The sequence below is a fragment of the Streptomyces sp. MP131-18 genome, from assembly GCF_001984575.1.
GTDB lineage: Bacteria > Actinomycetota > Actinomycetes > Streptomycetales > Streptomycetaceae > Streptomyces > Streptomyces johnsoniae.
On the sequence record NZ_LZNS01000001.1, the window covers coordinates 6,196,227 to 6,210,623 of the forward strand.

A 14,397-nucleotide genomic window follows, 5' to 3' on the forward strand; every position below is an offset into this window, starting at 1 on the left:
CGGCGCCCCCGGGTTCCCGTTCGCGTTCCCGTTCGCGCACAGCGCCGCGCCGCACCGCACCTCAGCTCAGCATCGACAGCTCGCCGCCGTCCGCGAGCTCCGCCTTCAGCTCGGCCTGCGCGCCCTCCTCGGCCGGCAACGCCACCGTCCTGCCCTCCGCGCGCCCCTTCACGCCGCCCTCCGCCACGATCGCCGACACCTGCTCGCTGCCCGCCGCCACCAGGTACCAGGCTTCCTCGGGGGACTGCCACAGCACACCGCTGAGCACCCGCGTCTCGCGCGGCCCGCACGCCGGATTGTCCTCCGCGCTCGCCGTCACCGACGCCGGCTCACCCGGCCGCCGTTCCGGCGCGACGAACTGCGCGAGCGACCTGCTGCCCGCCCCGCGCCACGTCTCGGCCCTCGTGCACACCCACTGCGCGGCGCCCCCGCCGTCCGGCAGCCGCTGCTCGGCGAACTGCCAGGCGTTCACCGCCCGCACCCCGTTCCCGTTCGCGGTCGACAGATTGCAGGCGAGCCGCGCCCACCGCTGCCGCGCCTCCGCGTCCGCCGCGACCTGCCGCCCCTCGCCCGGCGCACCGTGCGTGAGCAGCGCCGGCGCCAGCTCCCCCAGATCGGCCAGCATGAACGGCACATCCGCGCCCTGCGCCGTGATCTCCAGCACCGGCACCTCCGTGCACGGCGCCTCGCCCCCGCTCGCCGCGGCCCCCGCCACCGGGGTCCGCACCGCATCCGTCATCCCGTGCTCGTCCACGTCGACCGGGGCCGTCCCGCCGCCGCCGGCCGCCAGATCGCGCAGCTCCGTCTTCGTCACCCACGGGGCCGTCAGGTAACGGGTGTTGCCGTCGCTGCGGCCGACCACCACCGCGGACGCCCCGAGCAGATCCGCCCCGTCCACCCGCGCGAAATCCAGTGCCGCACCGCCCGACCCGGCCCCCACCGGCTCCGCGTACCGCACCAGCCGCAGCCCGTCGTACAGCAGCACCACCGACGCCCCGCCGGCCTCCCCCGCGAACAGCAACTGCGCGGGGCCCGGCGCCGGCCCGGTCTGCGTCCCGGGCGTCGCGGACACCGAGACACCGTCGCCTGGCCGCGCCCATACCGCGAGCGCGCGGCGCAGCAGCCCCGTGTCCTCCAGCGCGGAACCGCGCGCCGGCCACACCGAGAAATCGCTGCGCGAGGCGCGCTGCCACACGTCCTCCGGAATGCGCCGCAAACCCTGCGGGTCGAGCGCCGCCTCGGCCGCGGCGTTCTCGCTGTACGGCGGCGCCGCGGCCCCGTCAGGGCCCCAGCCGCCCGGCAGGAACGCCACCGTGCCCGCGGCCACCGCCAGCGCGATCCCGCCGAACAGGGCCGTGCGCGCGTGACGGCGGCGGCGCAGCAGATCCGTAGGCCGCGCCTGGAGCGCGCAGGGATCGGCCGGCTCGGCCGCGTCCGCAAGGCCCTCGGCCGCCGCCACCGCGGCCCCGGCCCGCTCCTCCGGAACGCCCGCGGCCCGCAGCAGCTCCGTGACCGCCGCCGCGCCGAGCCCGTCGAGGCGTCGCAGCGCGTACGCGGCGCGGGCCGCCGCGGGCAGCTCCGACAGCTCCTGCTCCAGCGCCAGCTCATCCGGCTCCCCGCCGCGCGGGAACAGCCGCAGCCCCACCACTTGCGGCAGCGCCCGCGGCACGCGCCGCAGCCACCCGGGGCGGCCCTGCTCAAGCGCCGCCCGCAGGACCCGCAGCCGCAGGAACGCGTATCCCGCATCCGCCTCGGCGCGCTGCGGCGGCACTCCGGCACCCCCCGCACGGGCCTCACCGGCCTCACCGGCCTCACCGGACTCACCTCCCTCACCGGCCTTGCCGCGGGGGAGCGCCCGCTGCGCCACGGAATGCGCCGCGAGCACCCGCCGGTGCCGTCCGGAATCGGACGGCAGCACGAGATAGGCGAGCCGGACGAGCCGCGGGTAGTGCTCGACCAGCGCCGCCTCGGCCTGGCTCAGCCCCGGCGCGGGCCGCACATGAGGAGAAGACACATCGGTGGGAGACACATCCGGCAGAACGAGCCTCCCCGGCCCCGGTTACGAACGCACACCGGTACGAGCCGGACACCCGGGCGGCGGTAGGGTCCTGGCGGCGCCCCGACGAAGGAGATGCACATGTCCGGCCCCCTGACCGTCCTCACCACCACCGGCAGCAGGCCCGCGGCGGAAGCCCTGGCCCGCTCGGCCGTGGCGGACCGCCTGGCCGCCTGCGCCCAGATCGAGGGCCCGGTCACCAGCGTCTACCGCTGGAACGGCGAGATCCAGACGGACGAGGAGTGGCGCGTCCTGTACAAGACCACGACCTCCCGTTACCCGGCCCTGGAATCCCACATCCGCGCCACCCACCCGTACGACACTCCGGAAATCATCGCCACCGGGATCACCCACGGCAGCGCGGAGTACCTCAGGTGGCTGGCGGAGGAGACGACCCAGGCCCCGAACACGACCGGGGACGCCACGCCTTGAGGGCAGGGCGGGCTCCGGCCGGGAAGGTCCCGGCCGTAGGGCCCGTCAGCGTTCGAGGTAGGTGAGGACGGCCAGGACGCGGCGGTTGTCATCGTCGGAGGGGGGGAGGCCGAGCTTGGTGAAGATGTTGGACGTGTGCTTGGCGACGGCCCGTTCGGTCACGACGAGCCGCTCGGCGATGGCCGCGTTGGAACGGCCCTGTGCCATCAGCTCGATGACTTCCCGCTCCCGCGGAGTCAGCCGTTCGAGCGGGGTGTTGTGGCCGCCGCGCTGGGCCAGGAGCTGCTGGATGACCTGCGGGTCCATGGCCGTGCCGCCCGCGGCGACGCGGCGGACCGCGTCGATGAACTGGTCGGCGTCGAAGACGCGGTCCTTCAGCAGGTAGCCGACGCCGCCGTTGCCGTCCGCGAGCAGCTCGCGCGCGTACAGGCGTTCGACGTGCTGGGAGAGGACGAGGACGGGCAGGCCGGGCTGCTCGCTGCGGGCCTGGAGGGCGCATTGCAGGCCCTCGTCGGTGAACGACGGCGGGAGCCGGACGTCGACGATGGCGACGTCCGGCCGCAGGTCGGCGAGGGCGCGGGTGAGCCCCGGGCCGTTGTCCACCGCGGCGGCGATCTGGAAGTCATGCGCCTCCAGGAGCCGGACCAGACCGTCCCGGAGCAGGAACAGATCTTCGGCGAGGACAACGCGCACGGGGCTCTCCGTATCTCGGTGGGGCAGGGGCTCAGCCTATCCGCGCGGTACGACGGTCGACAGCACGGTGGGCAGGCCGGACCAGTCGGAGGTGACGATGCTGGCGCCGGCCGCGGCCAGTTCGTGCACGCGGGCCAGCGCCTCGGCCTCGCCGGGACTGACGGGGTCGATGGCGGGTGGGACGCCGTGGGCGGCGGTCATGATCAGCAGGTAGTTGCGGTCGGTGTACCAGGCGGTGTCGATGCCGCCCTGGGTATAGGCCGTGGCGTCGCCGTCGAATACGACGAACCACGGGCGTATCGCGGCGTCCTCGTAACGGCTGGTACGCGGGTCGCCCGCCTCGGCGCCGAGCACGGCGGGGAACGCGGCGGCCCGGTCGAGGGTGCCGGCCGCGGCCAGGTCGCGCAGGTGCGTGCCGTACTCCTCGTCGGTCCACAACTGGTCGAACGGGTTGCCCTGTTCGACGGTGCCGGGGATGAGGTGCACCAGGAACCGGCCGGCCAGCTCCGCGCGGCCGGGGAAGCCGCCCGCCTGCACGGCCTCGTCCAGCGTGGCGTGGCCGCCGGCGGCGGTGAGGTCGCCCGGACCGTAGACGGCGTCGCCGAGGATGTCGTTGATCAGCGCGTCCAGCTCGTCGGGGCCGCGGCCGAGGTTGTCGGCGAAGCCGTCCTTCAGCTCGATCTTGAGCTGGATCGGCGGGTGTCCCGGGTTCGCCTCGTGCCAGGCGCGGATATCCGCCAGGCAGCCGGCCAGGCTCTGGTTGACGGGGCCGGTGCGCAGGTCGGCGGCGGTGGCGGCGTTCTCGCAGTTGTTGTCGTTGCCGAGCGGGTTGCTGTGGGAGACCCGCCAGCCGCTGCCGGAGAAGTTGGTCCAGACGTCGAGTTCGAGGAGGCCCGCGCCGGAGTCGAGGGCGTCGGCGAAGTAGGGGAAGGTGCCGGTCTCGTAGGCGTTGTGCACGCCGACGGAGGTGGTGGCGGAGTAGGCGGGGGCGACCGTGGCGACGGGGACGTCCGCCTGGGCCGGGAGGGACGCGGTGAGGAGGAGGGCCGCCGCGGCGAGGACCGCCGGGGCCGCCGCGGCCGTGAACGAGCGTGGCATGCAGTGCCGCCTTCGTTGAGTCGTGGGGTCGAGGACTCTCAACGAGGCGGTAGCGTACGGCAGTTCGACTGCTTTCAGGTGACGCGGGGGCGGAGCGGCGGCGGAGTCCCGGCAACGGGTCCCCGCCGCCCGGGGTCAGCGCAGCGCGGTGCGGTGGCCCGGCTCGGCCAGGGAGCAGGGGATCTCGATGGTGACGAGGGTCGGCCCGCCCGCCGGGCTGCTGATGGCGAGGACCCCGTCGAACGCGCCGAGCCTGCGCTCCAGGCCGCGCAGCCCGCTGCCGGCCTCCAGGCTGGCGCCGCCGCGGCCGTTGTCGGTGATGGCGATGCGCAGCGTCCGGGCCGTGCCGTTGTAGTAGATGTCCAGCCAGGCGCGCTCGGCCTCGGCGTGCTTGGCCGCGTTCGTCAGGATCTCGCTGATCGCGAAGTAGGCGGCCGATTCGACGGGCTCCTCCAGGCGTCCCGGCAGCTCGACGTCGACCTCGACGGGCAGCTGCATGCGCAGCGCGAGCGCGCGGGCGGCGTCGCCGAGACCGCGTTCTGCGAGGACGGGCGGGTGGATGCCGCGGACGAGGTCCCGCAGCTCGGACAGGGCCTCCGCCGAGTTCTCCCTGGCCTGGGCGAGGAGGTGCTTGGCCTGCTCGGGGTCCTTCTCGATCAGCGCCTCGATCGTGCCGAGGCTCATGCCCATGGCGACCAGCCTGGCCTGTGCGCCGTCGTGCAGATCGCGTTCGATGCGGCGCAGCTCGGCCGCGGAGTTGTCCAGCGCGTCGTGCCTGGTCTCGGTCAGCCGGGCGACGCGCTGCGCGAGCAGCCGCTTCTCGGAGGCGCCGATGAGAGCGCGGGTCATCTGGAAGTGGCCGGTGAGGAGCAGCGGGTTCCAGCGGAGCGCGACGCCGGCGAGGGCGAGGCCGGTGAGGGCGGCGAGCACCGCGGTGAACCAGGAGGAGATCGGCACGAACGCGAACCAGAACGTGCCGCCCGCGCCAACGATCGGCTGCCAGACCCCGCACAGCAGGACCAGGCCGTAGAGGGCGTACCCGAACAGCGCCCACGGCAGCAGGGAGGTGACGAAGCCCGCGACGGCGTCGACGAACAGCCAGCCGACGTCACGCCAGGTGGCCGGGTCCTTCAGCATGTGCACCGTGCGCTCGACCTGCCCGGCGAGGCCCGGCCGCGGGCCGCCGGGCAGCGGGCGGTAGCCGGCGTGGATGCTGATGCCGTACCAGTCCTTCGCGAACGTCCTGCGCTGGTTGGCGTGGGCCCGGATGGCGTCGACGATCACGGGGGTCGTGAAGAGGCCGATGCCGAGGCCGACGAACACCAGGGACAGGACGAAGAGGATGAACAGCAGGAGCGAGACGCCGAGCGAGAGCAGCGACAGCAGCAGTCCCTGTGCGGCGGCCAGCAGCGCGCTCCGTACCCGTTGCCCGTTCATGTGCGCGTGCCTTCCTGTGCCGTGAGTGCTCCCCCAAGTCTGCTGCCTGCCGTGGGCGGCCGTCACGGGGGGCGGCAGCCCAGCCCGTGGGTGTACTCAGATACACCAAAGGCGCCCGCCGCGGGCGGGCGCCCCTGATATATCCCCGGAACCTGATGTCTCCCCGGAACCGCGCCCGAGCTGCCGGCCACGGCCGGGGAGACGTGTGGTGCGGAGCGGTCAGGCCAGGTCGGCCTTCTCCAGCTCCGTGCAGACGGTGTCCACCATGAGGCGGGTCACGACGTACGGGTCGCAGTTGGCGTTGGGGCGGCGGTCCTCGATGTAGCCCTTCTTGTCCCGCTCGACCTGCCAGGGGATGCGGACGGAGGCGCCGCGGTTGGACACGCCGTAGCTGTACTGGTCCCACGGCGCGGTCTCGTGGGCGCCGGTGAGGCGGTCCTCGACACCGACGCCGTAGTTGCGCACGTGCTCAAGCGGCTTGCCCTCCTGGCCCAGGGCGTCGCAGGCGGCGATGATCGCGTCGTAGCCCTCGCGCATGGCCTTGGTCGAGAAGTTGGTGTGGGCGCCCGCCCCGTTCCAGTCGCCCTTGGCGGGCTTGGGGTCGAGGGTGGCGGACACGCCGAAGTCCTCGGCGGTGCGGTAGAGCAGCCAGCGGGCGATCCACAGCTGGTCGGAGACCTCGAGCGGGGAGAGCGGCCCGACCTGGAACTCCCACTGGCCCGGCATGACCTCGGCGTTGATGCCGGAGAGGCCGAGCCCGGCCTTCAGGCAGTTCTCCAGGTGCGCCTCGACGATCTCGCGGCCGTAGATCTCGTCGGCGCCGACGCCGCAGTAGTAGCCGCCCTGCGGGGCGGGGAAGCCGTTCTCCGGGAAGCCGAGCGGCCGGGAGCCCTGGAAGAACGTGTACTCCTGCTCGATGCCGAAGATCGGCTCCTGGGCGGCGAAGCGCTCGGCGACCGGGCGGAGCCTGGCCCTGGTGTTGGACGCGTGCGGGGCGCCGTCGGCGACGTTGTAGACCTCGCACAGCACGAGCCGGTGGTCGCCGCCGCGGATCGGGTCGGGGTAGGACGCGACCGGCTTGAGGATGCAGTCCGACGCGTGGCCCTCGGCCTGGTTGGTGCTCGATCCGTCGAAGCCCCACTCCGGCGGCGCGGCGCCGTCCGCGAGGATCTTGGTCTTGGAGCGCAGCTTGGCGGTCGGCTCGGTGCCGTCGATCCAGATGTACTCGGCCTTGTAGCTCACGGTCGTGCTCCTCGGGGGCGGGCTGGTGTGCGGGCGTGCGCGGGCGCGCGGCATGCGCTGCTCGTAGCTTGCTCGTAGCTTCTCGACCTGCGATTTCCCATCCGTTGCCCGGCTGTTAAGGGGGCGTGAACCATGCCGCGGCGGCGGCCTTAGGGTGGGCGCGGACGTCAGAGATCAGAAGAAGTGACCAGAAGTGAGGCCCGGAAGAGATGAGAATCGGTCTGCTCGGTACCGGCCCGTGGGCGCGGCTGACCCAGGGCCCCGCCCTCATGGAGCATCCGGAGGCCGAGCTCGTCGGTGTCTGGGGCCGCAGGGCCGAGGCCGCCCAGGAGCTGGCCGGGCGGCTGGACACCCGGGCCTACCCGGACGCGGACGCGCTGTTCGCGGACTGCGAGGCGGTCGCGTTCGCGCTGCCGCCCGACGTGCAGGCGCCGCTGGCCGTGCGGGCCGCCGCGGCGGGCTGCCACCTGCTGCTGGACAAGCCGGTGGCGACGGCGGTGCCCGCGGCGCGGGCGGTCGCGGACGCGGTGACGGCGTCGGGCGTGGCCTCGGTGGTCTTCTTCACGCTGCGGTTCGCGCCGGAGACCTCGGCGTGGGTCGCGGCGCAGAGCGCGACCGACGGCTGGCTCGCGGGCCGCGCGGACTGGTTCTCGCCGGTCTTCGGCGGGGCGGACACCCCGTACTCGACCTCCCAGTGGCGCAAGGAACGGGGCGCGCTGTGGGACGTGGGCCCGCACGCGCTGTCGCTGCTGCTGCCGCCGCTGGGCGAGGTGACCGGCGTGACCGCGGCGAGCGGGCCCGGGGACCTGGTGCACCTGGCGCTGCGGCACGTCTCGGGCGCGTCGAGCGCGCTGACGCTGACGCACACGATGCCGCCGCAGGCGTCGTCGGTGACGGCGGAGCTGCGGGGCAGCGCGGGCATATCGACCCTGCCGGAACGTGCGGACGGCGGCGCGGTCCGGCCGTTCATGCGAGCGTTCGACGCGCTGCTCACGTCGGCCCGCACGGGTGAGGCGCACGCGTGTGACGTGCACTTCGGCCTGCGCGTGACGGAGGTCCTGGCCCGAGCGGAACGAGCCCTGGCGGCCGGACCCCCGGCGTGAGGACCCCCGGTGGCGCGGGTCGCGGGTCGCGGGTCGTTGGTCGTGGGGCGTGGGGCATGACGGTGCCGGTCGGCTCAGGGGAGCGGGAGCTGCCAGTGCTGGCCGGTCTCCGGCGGGCCGAAGCGGGTGTGCGGCTCGCTGCCGGTCAGGGTGAAGCCCGCGGCCTCGTAGATGCGGCGGGCGCTGCTCAGGACGTCGTTCGTCCACAGGGTCATGCGCCGGTAGCCGGCCTCACGGGCGAAGCGGACGCATGCGGAGACCAGGGCCCCGCCGATGCCGAGCCCCCGGGCGTGCGGCTCGACGAGCAGGAGCCGTAGCCGCGCGGTCCGCGGGTCGCCGGGGTCGGCGACGCAGAAGACGCTGCCGACGGGCGCGCCGTCGTACTCGGCGATCCAGGCCGCCTCGCGCGCCGGATCGTGCGCCCCGGCGTACTGGGCGACGACCTCGGCGACGAGCGCTTCGAACGACGCGTTCCACCCGTATGCGGCGCTGTACAGCGCGCCGTGGCGCTGGACCACCCAGCCGAGGTCGCCGGGGGCCGGGGCGCGCAGGTGGAAGGAACGGGGCCGCTCGCCGCGGCCGAGCAGGTGCGCGACGGTGCGCAGGGCCGCGGCCAGCCGCTCCTGCTCCGGCGGCGTCAGGGTGCCGAGCAGCACGCCGGTGGCCTCGGCGGCCCGGTCGTCCAGCAGCGCGGCGGCGGACCGGCCGCGCCCGGTCAAACGGATCAGCTGCCGGCGCGAGTCTGCTGGGTCGGCCTCCCGCCGCACGAGGCCGGCGGCCTCGGCGCGGGTGAGGAGGCGGCTGAGCTGCCCGGCGTCCATGTCCAGGTCCTGGCGCAGCCGCAGTACGGCCGTCACGTCGCGGCGAGCCAGCTCGTACAGGACGCGGGCCTCGGGCAGCGAGTGCGGGGTGCCGAGCCGGTGGGCGTAGTCGAGCGCACCGATGAGGCGGGTCCAGTCGCGGTTGAACTCCCGTACCTGTGCGACCAATTCGTTCATTGACTCAGTCAAACGTATACGGTCCACGCCCGTCAACAGGTGGAACGGGGACCGGCGGGGGGCGGGCACGGCGTGCGCCGAACGGGTGCAGTGGGCCGGGGGCCGGTGTCGGCGGACGACCGCGGCGGGGCGGCGTGAGCACAGTGAGGCATGCCGTTCATGTCATATGACTCATCCGACTCATCCGATAAGTCGTACAAGCCGAGCGTGCCGCGCCGCCCCCGAGTGTCCCGCCGCACGCTGCTCGGCGCCGCCGCGGGAATCGGCCTGCTCGCGCTCAACCGGCTGCTGGTCGACTCCACCACCGAGGGCGGACCGCTGGGCTCCGGCGGCGCCGACGCCGGAACACCGGGGCAGCGGCAGGCCGCGGGCGGCGGGGCGCGCGCCGCCCCCGGCGCCGGGCGGCTCACGCCGGTCCGCATCCTGCCCGGTACCGGCCGCAAGCTCGCGCTCACCTTCGACGACGGCCCACACCCCACCTGGACCCCGCAGGTCCTCGGCCTGCTGCGGCAACACGGCGCGCCCGCCACGTTCTTCGTCATCGGCGAGAACGCCGTCTGGCAGCCCGACCTGCTGCGGGCCATCGCGGCGGAGGGGCACCTGGTCGCCAATCACTCCTGGAGCCATCCGCGGTTCGACCGCGTCCCGCGCGAGAGTGTCCGCGAGGAGCTGGAACGCACCAGCGAGGTGATCGGGGACGTCCTCGGCGAACCGCCGCGGTGGGCCCGCGCGCCCTACGGGGTCTGGCATCCGGCGAGCCTGGAGATCTGCGCCGAGTTGGCCATGCGGCCGCTGGACTGGTCCGTCGACACCGCCGACTGGTCCCGCCCCGGCAGTGACCGTATCGCCGACACCCTGCTGGGCAGGGCCCATCCGGGCGGCATCGTGCTCGCCCACGACGGCGGCGGCGACCGCGCGCAGACGGTCGCCGCCCTGCGGCACTGCCTGCCCCGCCTGGCCGACCGCGGCTACGACCTGGTCCAGCCGGCCTGACGCGGCAGGGCCCGTACGGGAGTTGTCACGCCTCCGGCTTGCGGCCGAGGGCGTCGACCACCTCCTGCACGTTCGTGAAAGAACGGCCGTCCGGCAGGCCGCGGACCGTCTCGACCAGGTCGTCCGGCGCGTACTCGGCGGCCAGCGTGCGCAGCAACTCCTCGCGGTCGGCCGGGAAGGCGGTGCGGCGCAGGTGACGGGCCAGTTCGAAGCGGAATGCCTCCCGCTCCGCCTCCTCGGTCGTCGTCGCGCCGCGGGGCGGGACCGGGCCGTCGGCCAGCGCAGGATCGTCGTCCGCGCCCGGCTCCGGGCCCCGCCAGTCCTCGGCCCTGTTGGGGTGATCACCGCGCAGCATGCCCTGGAGTTCGTGCTTCATCTCGTCGTCCCGGTAGGGGCTGAGACGATCGCTTCCCCGTTGCTGCATGGCTTCCTCCTCGCCGTGGCTTGCTGGGGAGCCCCCGGGTACCCGCCGCGGCGCGGCCGACACGGCAGGGTTTGCCCCCGGGTCGGACGGGAACCCGTGCAACCGGCCGAGCGAGCGGCCTCATGGGGGAGCGAGTAGCTCCGGGCGCGGGAATTCAGGGGCCCGCCCCGGAGCTTCGCCCGCCGCGCCCACCGCCCCCGCCGCGTTCAGCGGCCGAGCAGCGATTCCAGAACCGCGTCCAGATAGCGGCGGTTGTCCTCGCCGTGGGACATGACGTCGGGGACGGCGCGGGCCAGCTGGGCCCGGCCGAGGTAGCCGGAGTACGTCTGAACGCTGCGGATGCGCGCCTCGGCCGCATCGAGGCCCAGCTCCACGAACAGCCCGGTGAGGTAGTCGAGCCGTCTGGTGACGACCCGTCGGAGCACGGCCGCGACCTGCGGGTGCGCCGCCTCGGCGAGCAGCACCAGCTCGGTGGCGTCCCGCGTCGCCATCTCCGTTGCGGTGGTGAAGAGTTCACGAATGCGTGCCAGTGGGTCCCGCTCCTGGCCGAGGGCGGCGATGACCTCTTCGGTCTGCGAGGTCTCCCAGCGGGCGAGCGCGGCCTCGATCAGCGCCTCGCGGTTGGCGAAGTGCCAGTAGAAACTGCCCTTGGTGGCTCCGAGCCCGGCCGCCAGCGGCTCGATGGCGATGGCGGCGAGCCCGCCCCCCTCGCGGAGCGCGGCCAGGGCCGCCTCCGCCCAGTCCGCGGCCGACAGACGGCTTCGTCCTGCTGGTCGTGGCATGACTGAACGGTAACGTACCGTATACCCATACGGTGTCGTATGGAACCGTTTGCCCCCCTCGTCGGTGACCCCCCGCAAGGGGGCGCTCCCGCTCCGCGCCCGGCCGTCGCGCTCCGTCCCGCCGCCGCTGGCCAGCAGTGATGCCCCGCCCTCACGTCCACCCGGCCGTCCCCCGCCATCCGCGCGGAGGGGTTGTTTGCTCGGTGGTAACGGTCCCATCACATATCCGGCCGTGATGGGGGTACTCAAGGTCTCGAATTACCCAAATGGTCCATTACGGGCATATCGGAAGTGCCCGTGCACAGATCGAAGGAGGCCGGTCGCATGTCCGACGTCTCACACCGCCAGCGGGGCGCTCTCGCGGGACACCCCGACGAAAGGGAGATGCGGGAGCGCTACTCCCGTGTCATGGGCGGGCGCGACGTGGTGTTCGCCGACGGCCCGGTGTTCCTGGCCGGACTGTACGCAGCCGTCTCGGCCTGGGCGGTGCACTTCAACGACAGCCAGCCTGAGCTGGCGACCACCAACCTGATCGCGGGGATCGCGGTGGCGCTGCTGGCCCTGGGGTTCAGCCGGGCCCCTGAGCGGATGTACGGCATGAGCCACGCCATCGTCGTGATCGGCGCCTGGCTCATCGTCTCGCCCTGGCTGGTCGGCGATGGGCCCGATGCCGGGATCATCCTCAGCAACGTCATCACGGGAGGCATCATCTGCCTGCTCGGCCTGGTGTGTGCCGCGGCGGCGCTGAAGGCGCACCGCAGCTCTTCGCGAGGCGCCGGACACGCGCCGCGCGGATAGCGGCGCATCACGACGGGGGCGCCCGGCCCGGCCGGGCGCCCCCATTCGCGCGCCAACGCGCCAACGCGTCGGCGCAGGAACGGTTTACCGCTGCCGGTCGCGGAACCGGTACATCGCCCGCTGGTGCCGCTTGAGCGTCTTCCACCGGTCCGCCTGCTCGGCGGCCAGCCGGGCGTCGGTGCGGGCGGCGGCCCACGCGTTCTCCCGCAGCAGCTTGCGGTAGCTGGCCAGCCGCCGCGGCGGCAGCTCACCCGACTCGACGGCCGCCAGCACGGCGCAGTCCGGCTCCGCCTCGTGCGCGCAGTCGGCGAACCGGCAGTCCGCGGCGAGCCGTTCCATCTCGGGGAAGACCTGATCCAGGCCCTCCGCCGCGTTGTGCAGGCCGACGCCGCGCAGCCCGGGGGTGTCGATCAGCACGCCACCGCCCGGCAGCGGGAGCAGCTCCCTGCGCACCGTGGTGTGCCGGCCCTTGTCGTCCCGTTCGCGCACCGCCCCGGTGGCCAGGCGGTCCGCGCCGAGCAGCGCGTTCCCCAGCGTGGACTTGCCCGCGCCCGACGGGCCGAGCAGGACCACCGTCCCGGTCAGCAGCGCCGTCAGCTCCGGCAGCCCCTCCCCGGAGACCGCACTGGTCGCCACGACGCCCACCCCGGGCGCGGCGGCCGCCGCCTCGGCGAGCACGTCGGACACGTCCTCCGTGCCGTCCGCCTTGGTCAGCGCCACCACCGGCCTGGCGCCCGACTCCCAGGCCAGGGCGAGCAGCCGCTCCAGTCGGCCCGCGTCCAGCGCGGTGGTCAGCGACACGGCCACCACGACCGTGTCCACGTTGGCGGCCAGCACCTGACCGTGGGAGTCGCGGGCGGCCGAGGCCCGCACGATGGCCGTGCGCCGCGGGAGCAGGGCGGCCAGCCGCGGCTCGCCGCCGGGCTCCAGGGCCGCCCAGTCGCCGGTGCACGGGTCGAGACCGCGACCCGTGACGGCCCTGAGGGGCCCCGCGGCGGCGACGACGTCGCACCGGCCGCGGTCGACGGCGATCACGCGGACCGGCTCGTGTCCGGCGGCGCGGTGCGCCGCGAAGGAAAGTTCGAGCGAATCATCCCAGCCGTAGGCGGACAGCCCGCCATGACGGGACGGTGAGGTATGCACAGTAAGAGACCCTTGGGGGAAGGGGCCCCGATGAAGGACGCTGGGGTCAGACCGGGGCCCGGGAGGTGAGGATGAACCGGGCGCTGCACACGGCAGCGGTCTTTGCGGCAGCCATCGCTCTCACCTCCAAGATCTCGTGGCGCGGCACCTACAGTCCGCGCGAACCCGGCCACGGTAACACAGCGCACCCACCCGCGCCCCGCCCCCAACAGCCCCCACCGGGCGCCCCTTCCGCGGCACGCGACGGTGAACGTGCGCGTGCCTGCCCAGAAGCGCTGCCCCTCGGTGGTCGCGGTGGCGGCCCCGTCCGTCTCGGGGGTCCGCTGCGTGTGAGGGGAGAGGCGGGGCCCGGCCGTCCGCTAGCAGAGAGCCCCGCCCGTCCGTCACAGAGGAACGGCGGACGGGGGCAGTGTGGGGGCAGCTCGCGGTCATGCCCAGGTAGGGCGTTGTCGTCGGGGCACCTTCGGGCAGCCGCGTTCGGTACGCCTGCGGGGACTCAACAGCGGGCATCCCCTTCGAGGGAACGATCAAAGATCAAGCGCTTGTGCGGGGTCCCGACAGCGTGCCGAAGCGTTCTCCCATATCAGTGACGCGCTCGGCTCGGCGGCCCATGAGATAGACCTTGGTGTGTGTGCGCTGCACTTCGTGCACCAGCTTGAACTCTTGGGTCTCGTAGTACCTCACCAGTCCAGGGAAGTGGCAGCCGCGGCGAACCCATGTGCACCCTTGCTGCGCTGCCTGGTCCACCGCCCACAGCGCCATTACGGTTCCCGGCTTCATGTCGCGGTAGGCGGGGTCGGTGACTGTCGAGTACAGGTAGTGAGCCGGCTCGTTCAGTTCCTCTTCTGTCCAGCCCCACGGGGGAGTCCGTTCCTGAATGGTGGTGCACCCGATGATTCGCCCGTCATCGTCTGCGAGGACCCACACGTCACCATCGGGATTCTCGGCCTGCCGCGCGAGGTCGGCCGCGTTCTTCCGCCAGCTCGGGAGCCCGCGCTCCTCCAGCCAACCGGAGCGGGCACGGATCACATTTTCCACGGCGGGGATGTCATCGGCCGTGGCCGGGCGCATTGCGAACACGCTGCCTCCTGATGGTTGGAAGGGGCTATAGGTCGCCGCCGGTGAACAGGACCCGTTTCGCGCCGCCGCGGAGTGCTGTCATGTCGGTGACGGTGAACGTCGGGCCGCCGATCATGAC

Annotated in this window: 14 protein-coding genes; 4 read left to right on the forward strand and 10 right to left on the reverse strand. The window is 73.6% G+C overall.

What is annotated here, in order from left to right; genetic code table 11:
* Positions 1 to 61 precede the first annotated feature (61 nt).
* Positions 62 to 2,014 (reverse strand): hypothetical protein, encoded by a 1,953-nt coding sequence (locus STBA_RS27970; protein ID WP_253195058.1) that lies wholly within the window; start codon positions 2,012 to 2,014, stop codon positions 62 to 64.
* Between the two features lie 123 nt (positions 2,015 to 2,137).
* Here STBA_RS27970 and cutA point away from each other — a divergent pair, with 123 nt between their 5' ends.
* The gene (gene cutA / locus STBA_RS27975; protein WP_077061851.1) at positions 2,138 to 2,488 is read left to right on the forward strand and encodes a divalent-cation tolerance protein CutA; all 351 of its coding nucleotides are present in this window, start codon (positions 2,138 to 2,140) and stop codon (positions 2,486 to 2,488) included.
* Positions 2,489 to 2,533: 45 nt separating this feature from the next.
* Here the strand turns inward: cutA and STBA_RS27980 are convergent, their stop codons facing one another.
* The 4 genes from STBA_RS27980 to glnII all read right to left on the reverse strand — a co-directional run bounded on the left by STBA_RS27980 (position 2,534) and on the right by glnII (position 6,958).
* On the reverse strand, positions 2,534 to 3,181 hold the full coding sequence (locus tag STBA_RS27980; protein WP_077061852.1) for a response regulator transcription factor: 648 nt from the start codon (positions 3,179 to 3,181) through the stop codon (positions 2,534 to 2,536).
* Positions 3,182 to 3,217: 36 nt separating this feature from the next.
* Positions 3,218 to 4,279 (reverse strand): phosphatidylinositol-specific phospholipase C domain-containing protein, encoded by a 1,062-nt coding sequence (locus STBA_RS27985; protein WP_077061853.1) that lies wholly within the window; start codon positions 4,277 to 4,279, stop codon positions 3,218 to 3,220.
* 135 nt (positions 4,280 to 4,414) lie between these two features.
* Positions 4,415 to 5,716, reverse strand: coding sequence for a sensor histidine kinase (locus tag STBA_RS27990; RefSeq protein WP_077061854.1), 1,302 nt, complete (start codon positions 5,714 to 5,716; stop codon positions 4,415 to 4,417).
* A 219-nt stretch (positions 5,717 to 5,935) separates the two neighbouring features.
* The gene (gene glnII / locus STBA_RS27995; protein ID WP_077061855.1) at positions 5,936 to 6,958 is read right to left on the reverse strand and encodes a glutamine synthetase; all 1,023 of its coding nucleotides are present in this window, start codon (positions 6,956 to 6,958) and stop codon (positions 5,936 to 5,938) included.
* Positions 6,959 to 7,167: 209 nt separating this feature from the next.
* Between glnII and STBA_RS28000 the strand changes: the two genes are divergently transcribed.
* Entirely contained in the window at positions 7,168 to 8,061 is an 894-nt protein-coding gene (locus STBA_RS28000) for a Gfo/Idh/MocA family oxidoreductase (protein ID WP_077061856.1), read from the forward strand.
* Between the two features lie 74 nt (positions 8,062 to 8,135).
* Here the strand turns inward: STBA_RS28000 and STBA_RS28005 are convergent, their stop codons facing one another.
* The gene (locus STBA_RS28005) at positions 8,136 to 9,059 is read right to left on the reverse strand and encodes a helix-turn-helix domain-containing GNAT family N-acetyltransferase (RefSeq protein WP_077061857.1); all 924 of its coding nucleotides are present in this window, start codon (positions 9,057 to 9,059) and stop codon (positions 8,136 to 8,138) included.
* Positions 9,060 to 9,266: 207 nt separating this feature from the next.
* Here STBA_RS28005 and STBA_RS28010 point away from each other — a divergent pair, with 207 nt between their 5' ends.
* A complete protein-coding gene (locus tag STBA_RS28010; protein WP_253195060.1) occupies positions 9,267 to 10,052 on the forward strand; it encodes a polysaccharide deacetylase family protein in 786 nt (261 codons plus the stop codon).
* A 25-nt stretch (positions 10,053 to 10,077) separates the two neighbouring features.
* On the opposite strand, the gene STBA_RS28015 is transcribed toward STBA_RS28010, so the two are convergent.
* Positions 10,078 to 10,476, reverse strand: coding sequence for a DUF2795 domain-containing protein (locus tag STBA_RS28015; protein WP_077061859.1), 399 nt, complete (start codon positions 10,474 to 10,476; stop codon positions 10,078 to 10,080).
* Positions 10,477 to 10,682: 206 nt separating this feature from the next.
* The gene (locus tag STBA_RS28020; protein ID WP_077061860.1) at positions 10,683 to 11,258 is read right to left on the reverse strand and encodes a TetR/AcrR family transcriptional regulator; all 576 of its coding nucleotides are present in this window, start codon (positions 11,256 to 11,258) and stop codon (positions 10,683 to 10,685) included.
* A gap of 324 nt (positions 11,259 to 11,582) precedes the next feature.
* On the opposite strand from STBA_RS28020, the gene STBA_RS28025 reads away from it, so the two are divergent.
* A complete protein-coding gene (locus STBA_RS28025) occupies positions 11,583 to 12,056 on the forward strand; it encodes an SPW repeat protein (protein ID WP_077061861.1) in 474 nt (157 codons plus the stop codon).
* A gap of 84 nt (positions 12,057 to 12,140) precedes the next feature.
* Here the strand turns inward: STBA_RS28025 and rsgA are convergent, their stop codons facing one another.
* The gene (rsgA, locus tag STBA_RS28030) at positions 12,141 to 13,199 is read right to left on the reverse strand and encodes a ribosome small subunit-dependent GTPase A (RefSeq protein ID WP_077061862.1); all 1,059 of its coding nucleotides are present in this window, start codon (positions 13,197 to 13,199) and stop codon (positions 12,141 to 12,143) included.
* Between the two features lie 534 nt (positions 13,200 to 13,733).
* Positions 13,734 to 14,270 (reverse strand): GNAT family N-acetyltransferase, encoded by a 537-nt coding sequence (locus STBA_RS28035; RefSeq protein ID WP_216356047.1) that lies wholly within the window; start codon positions 14,268 to 14,270, stop codon positions 13,734 to 13,736.
* Positions 14,271 to 14,397 lie beyond the last annotated feature (127 nt).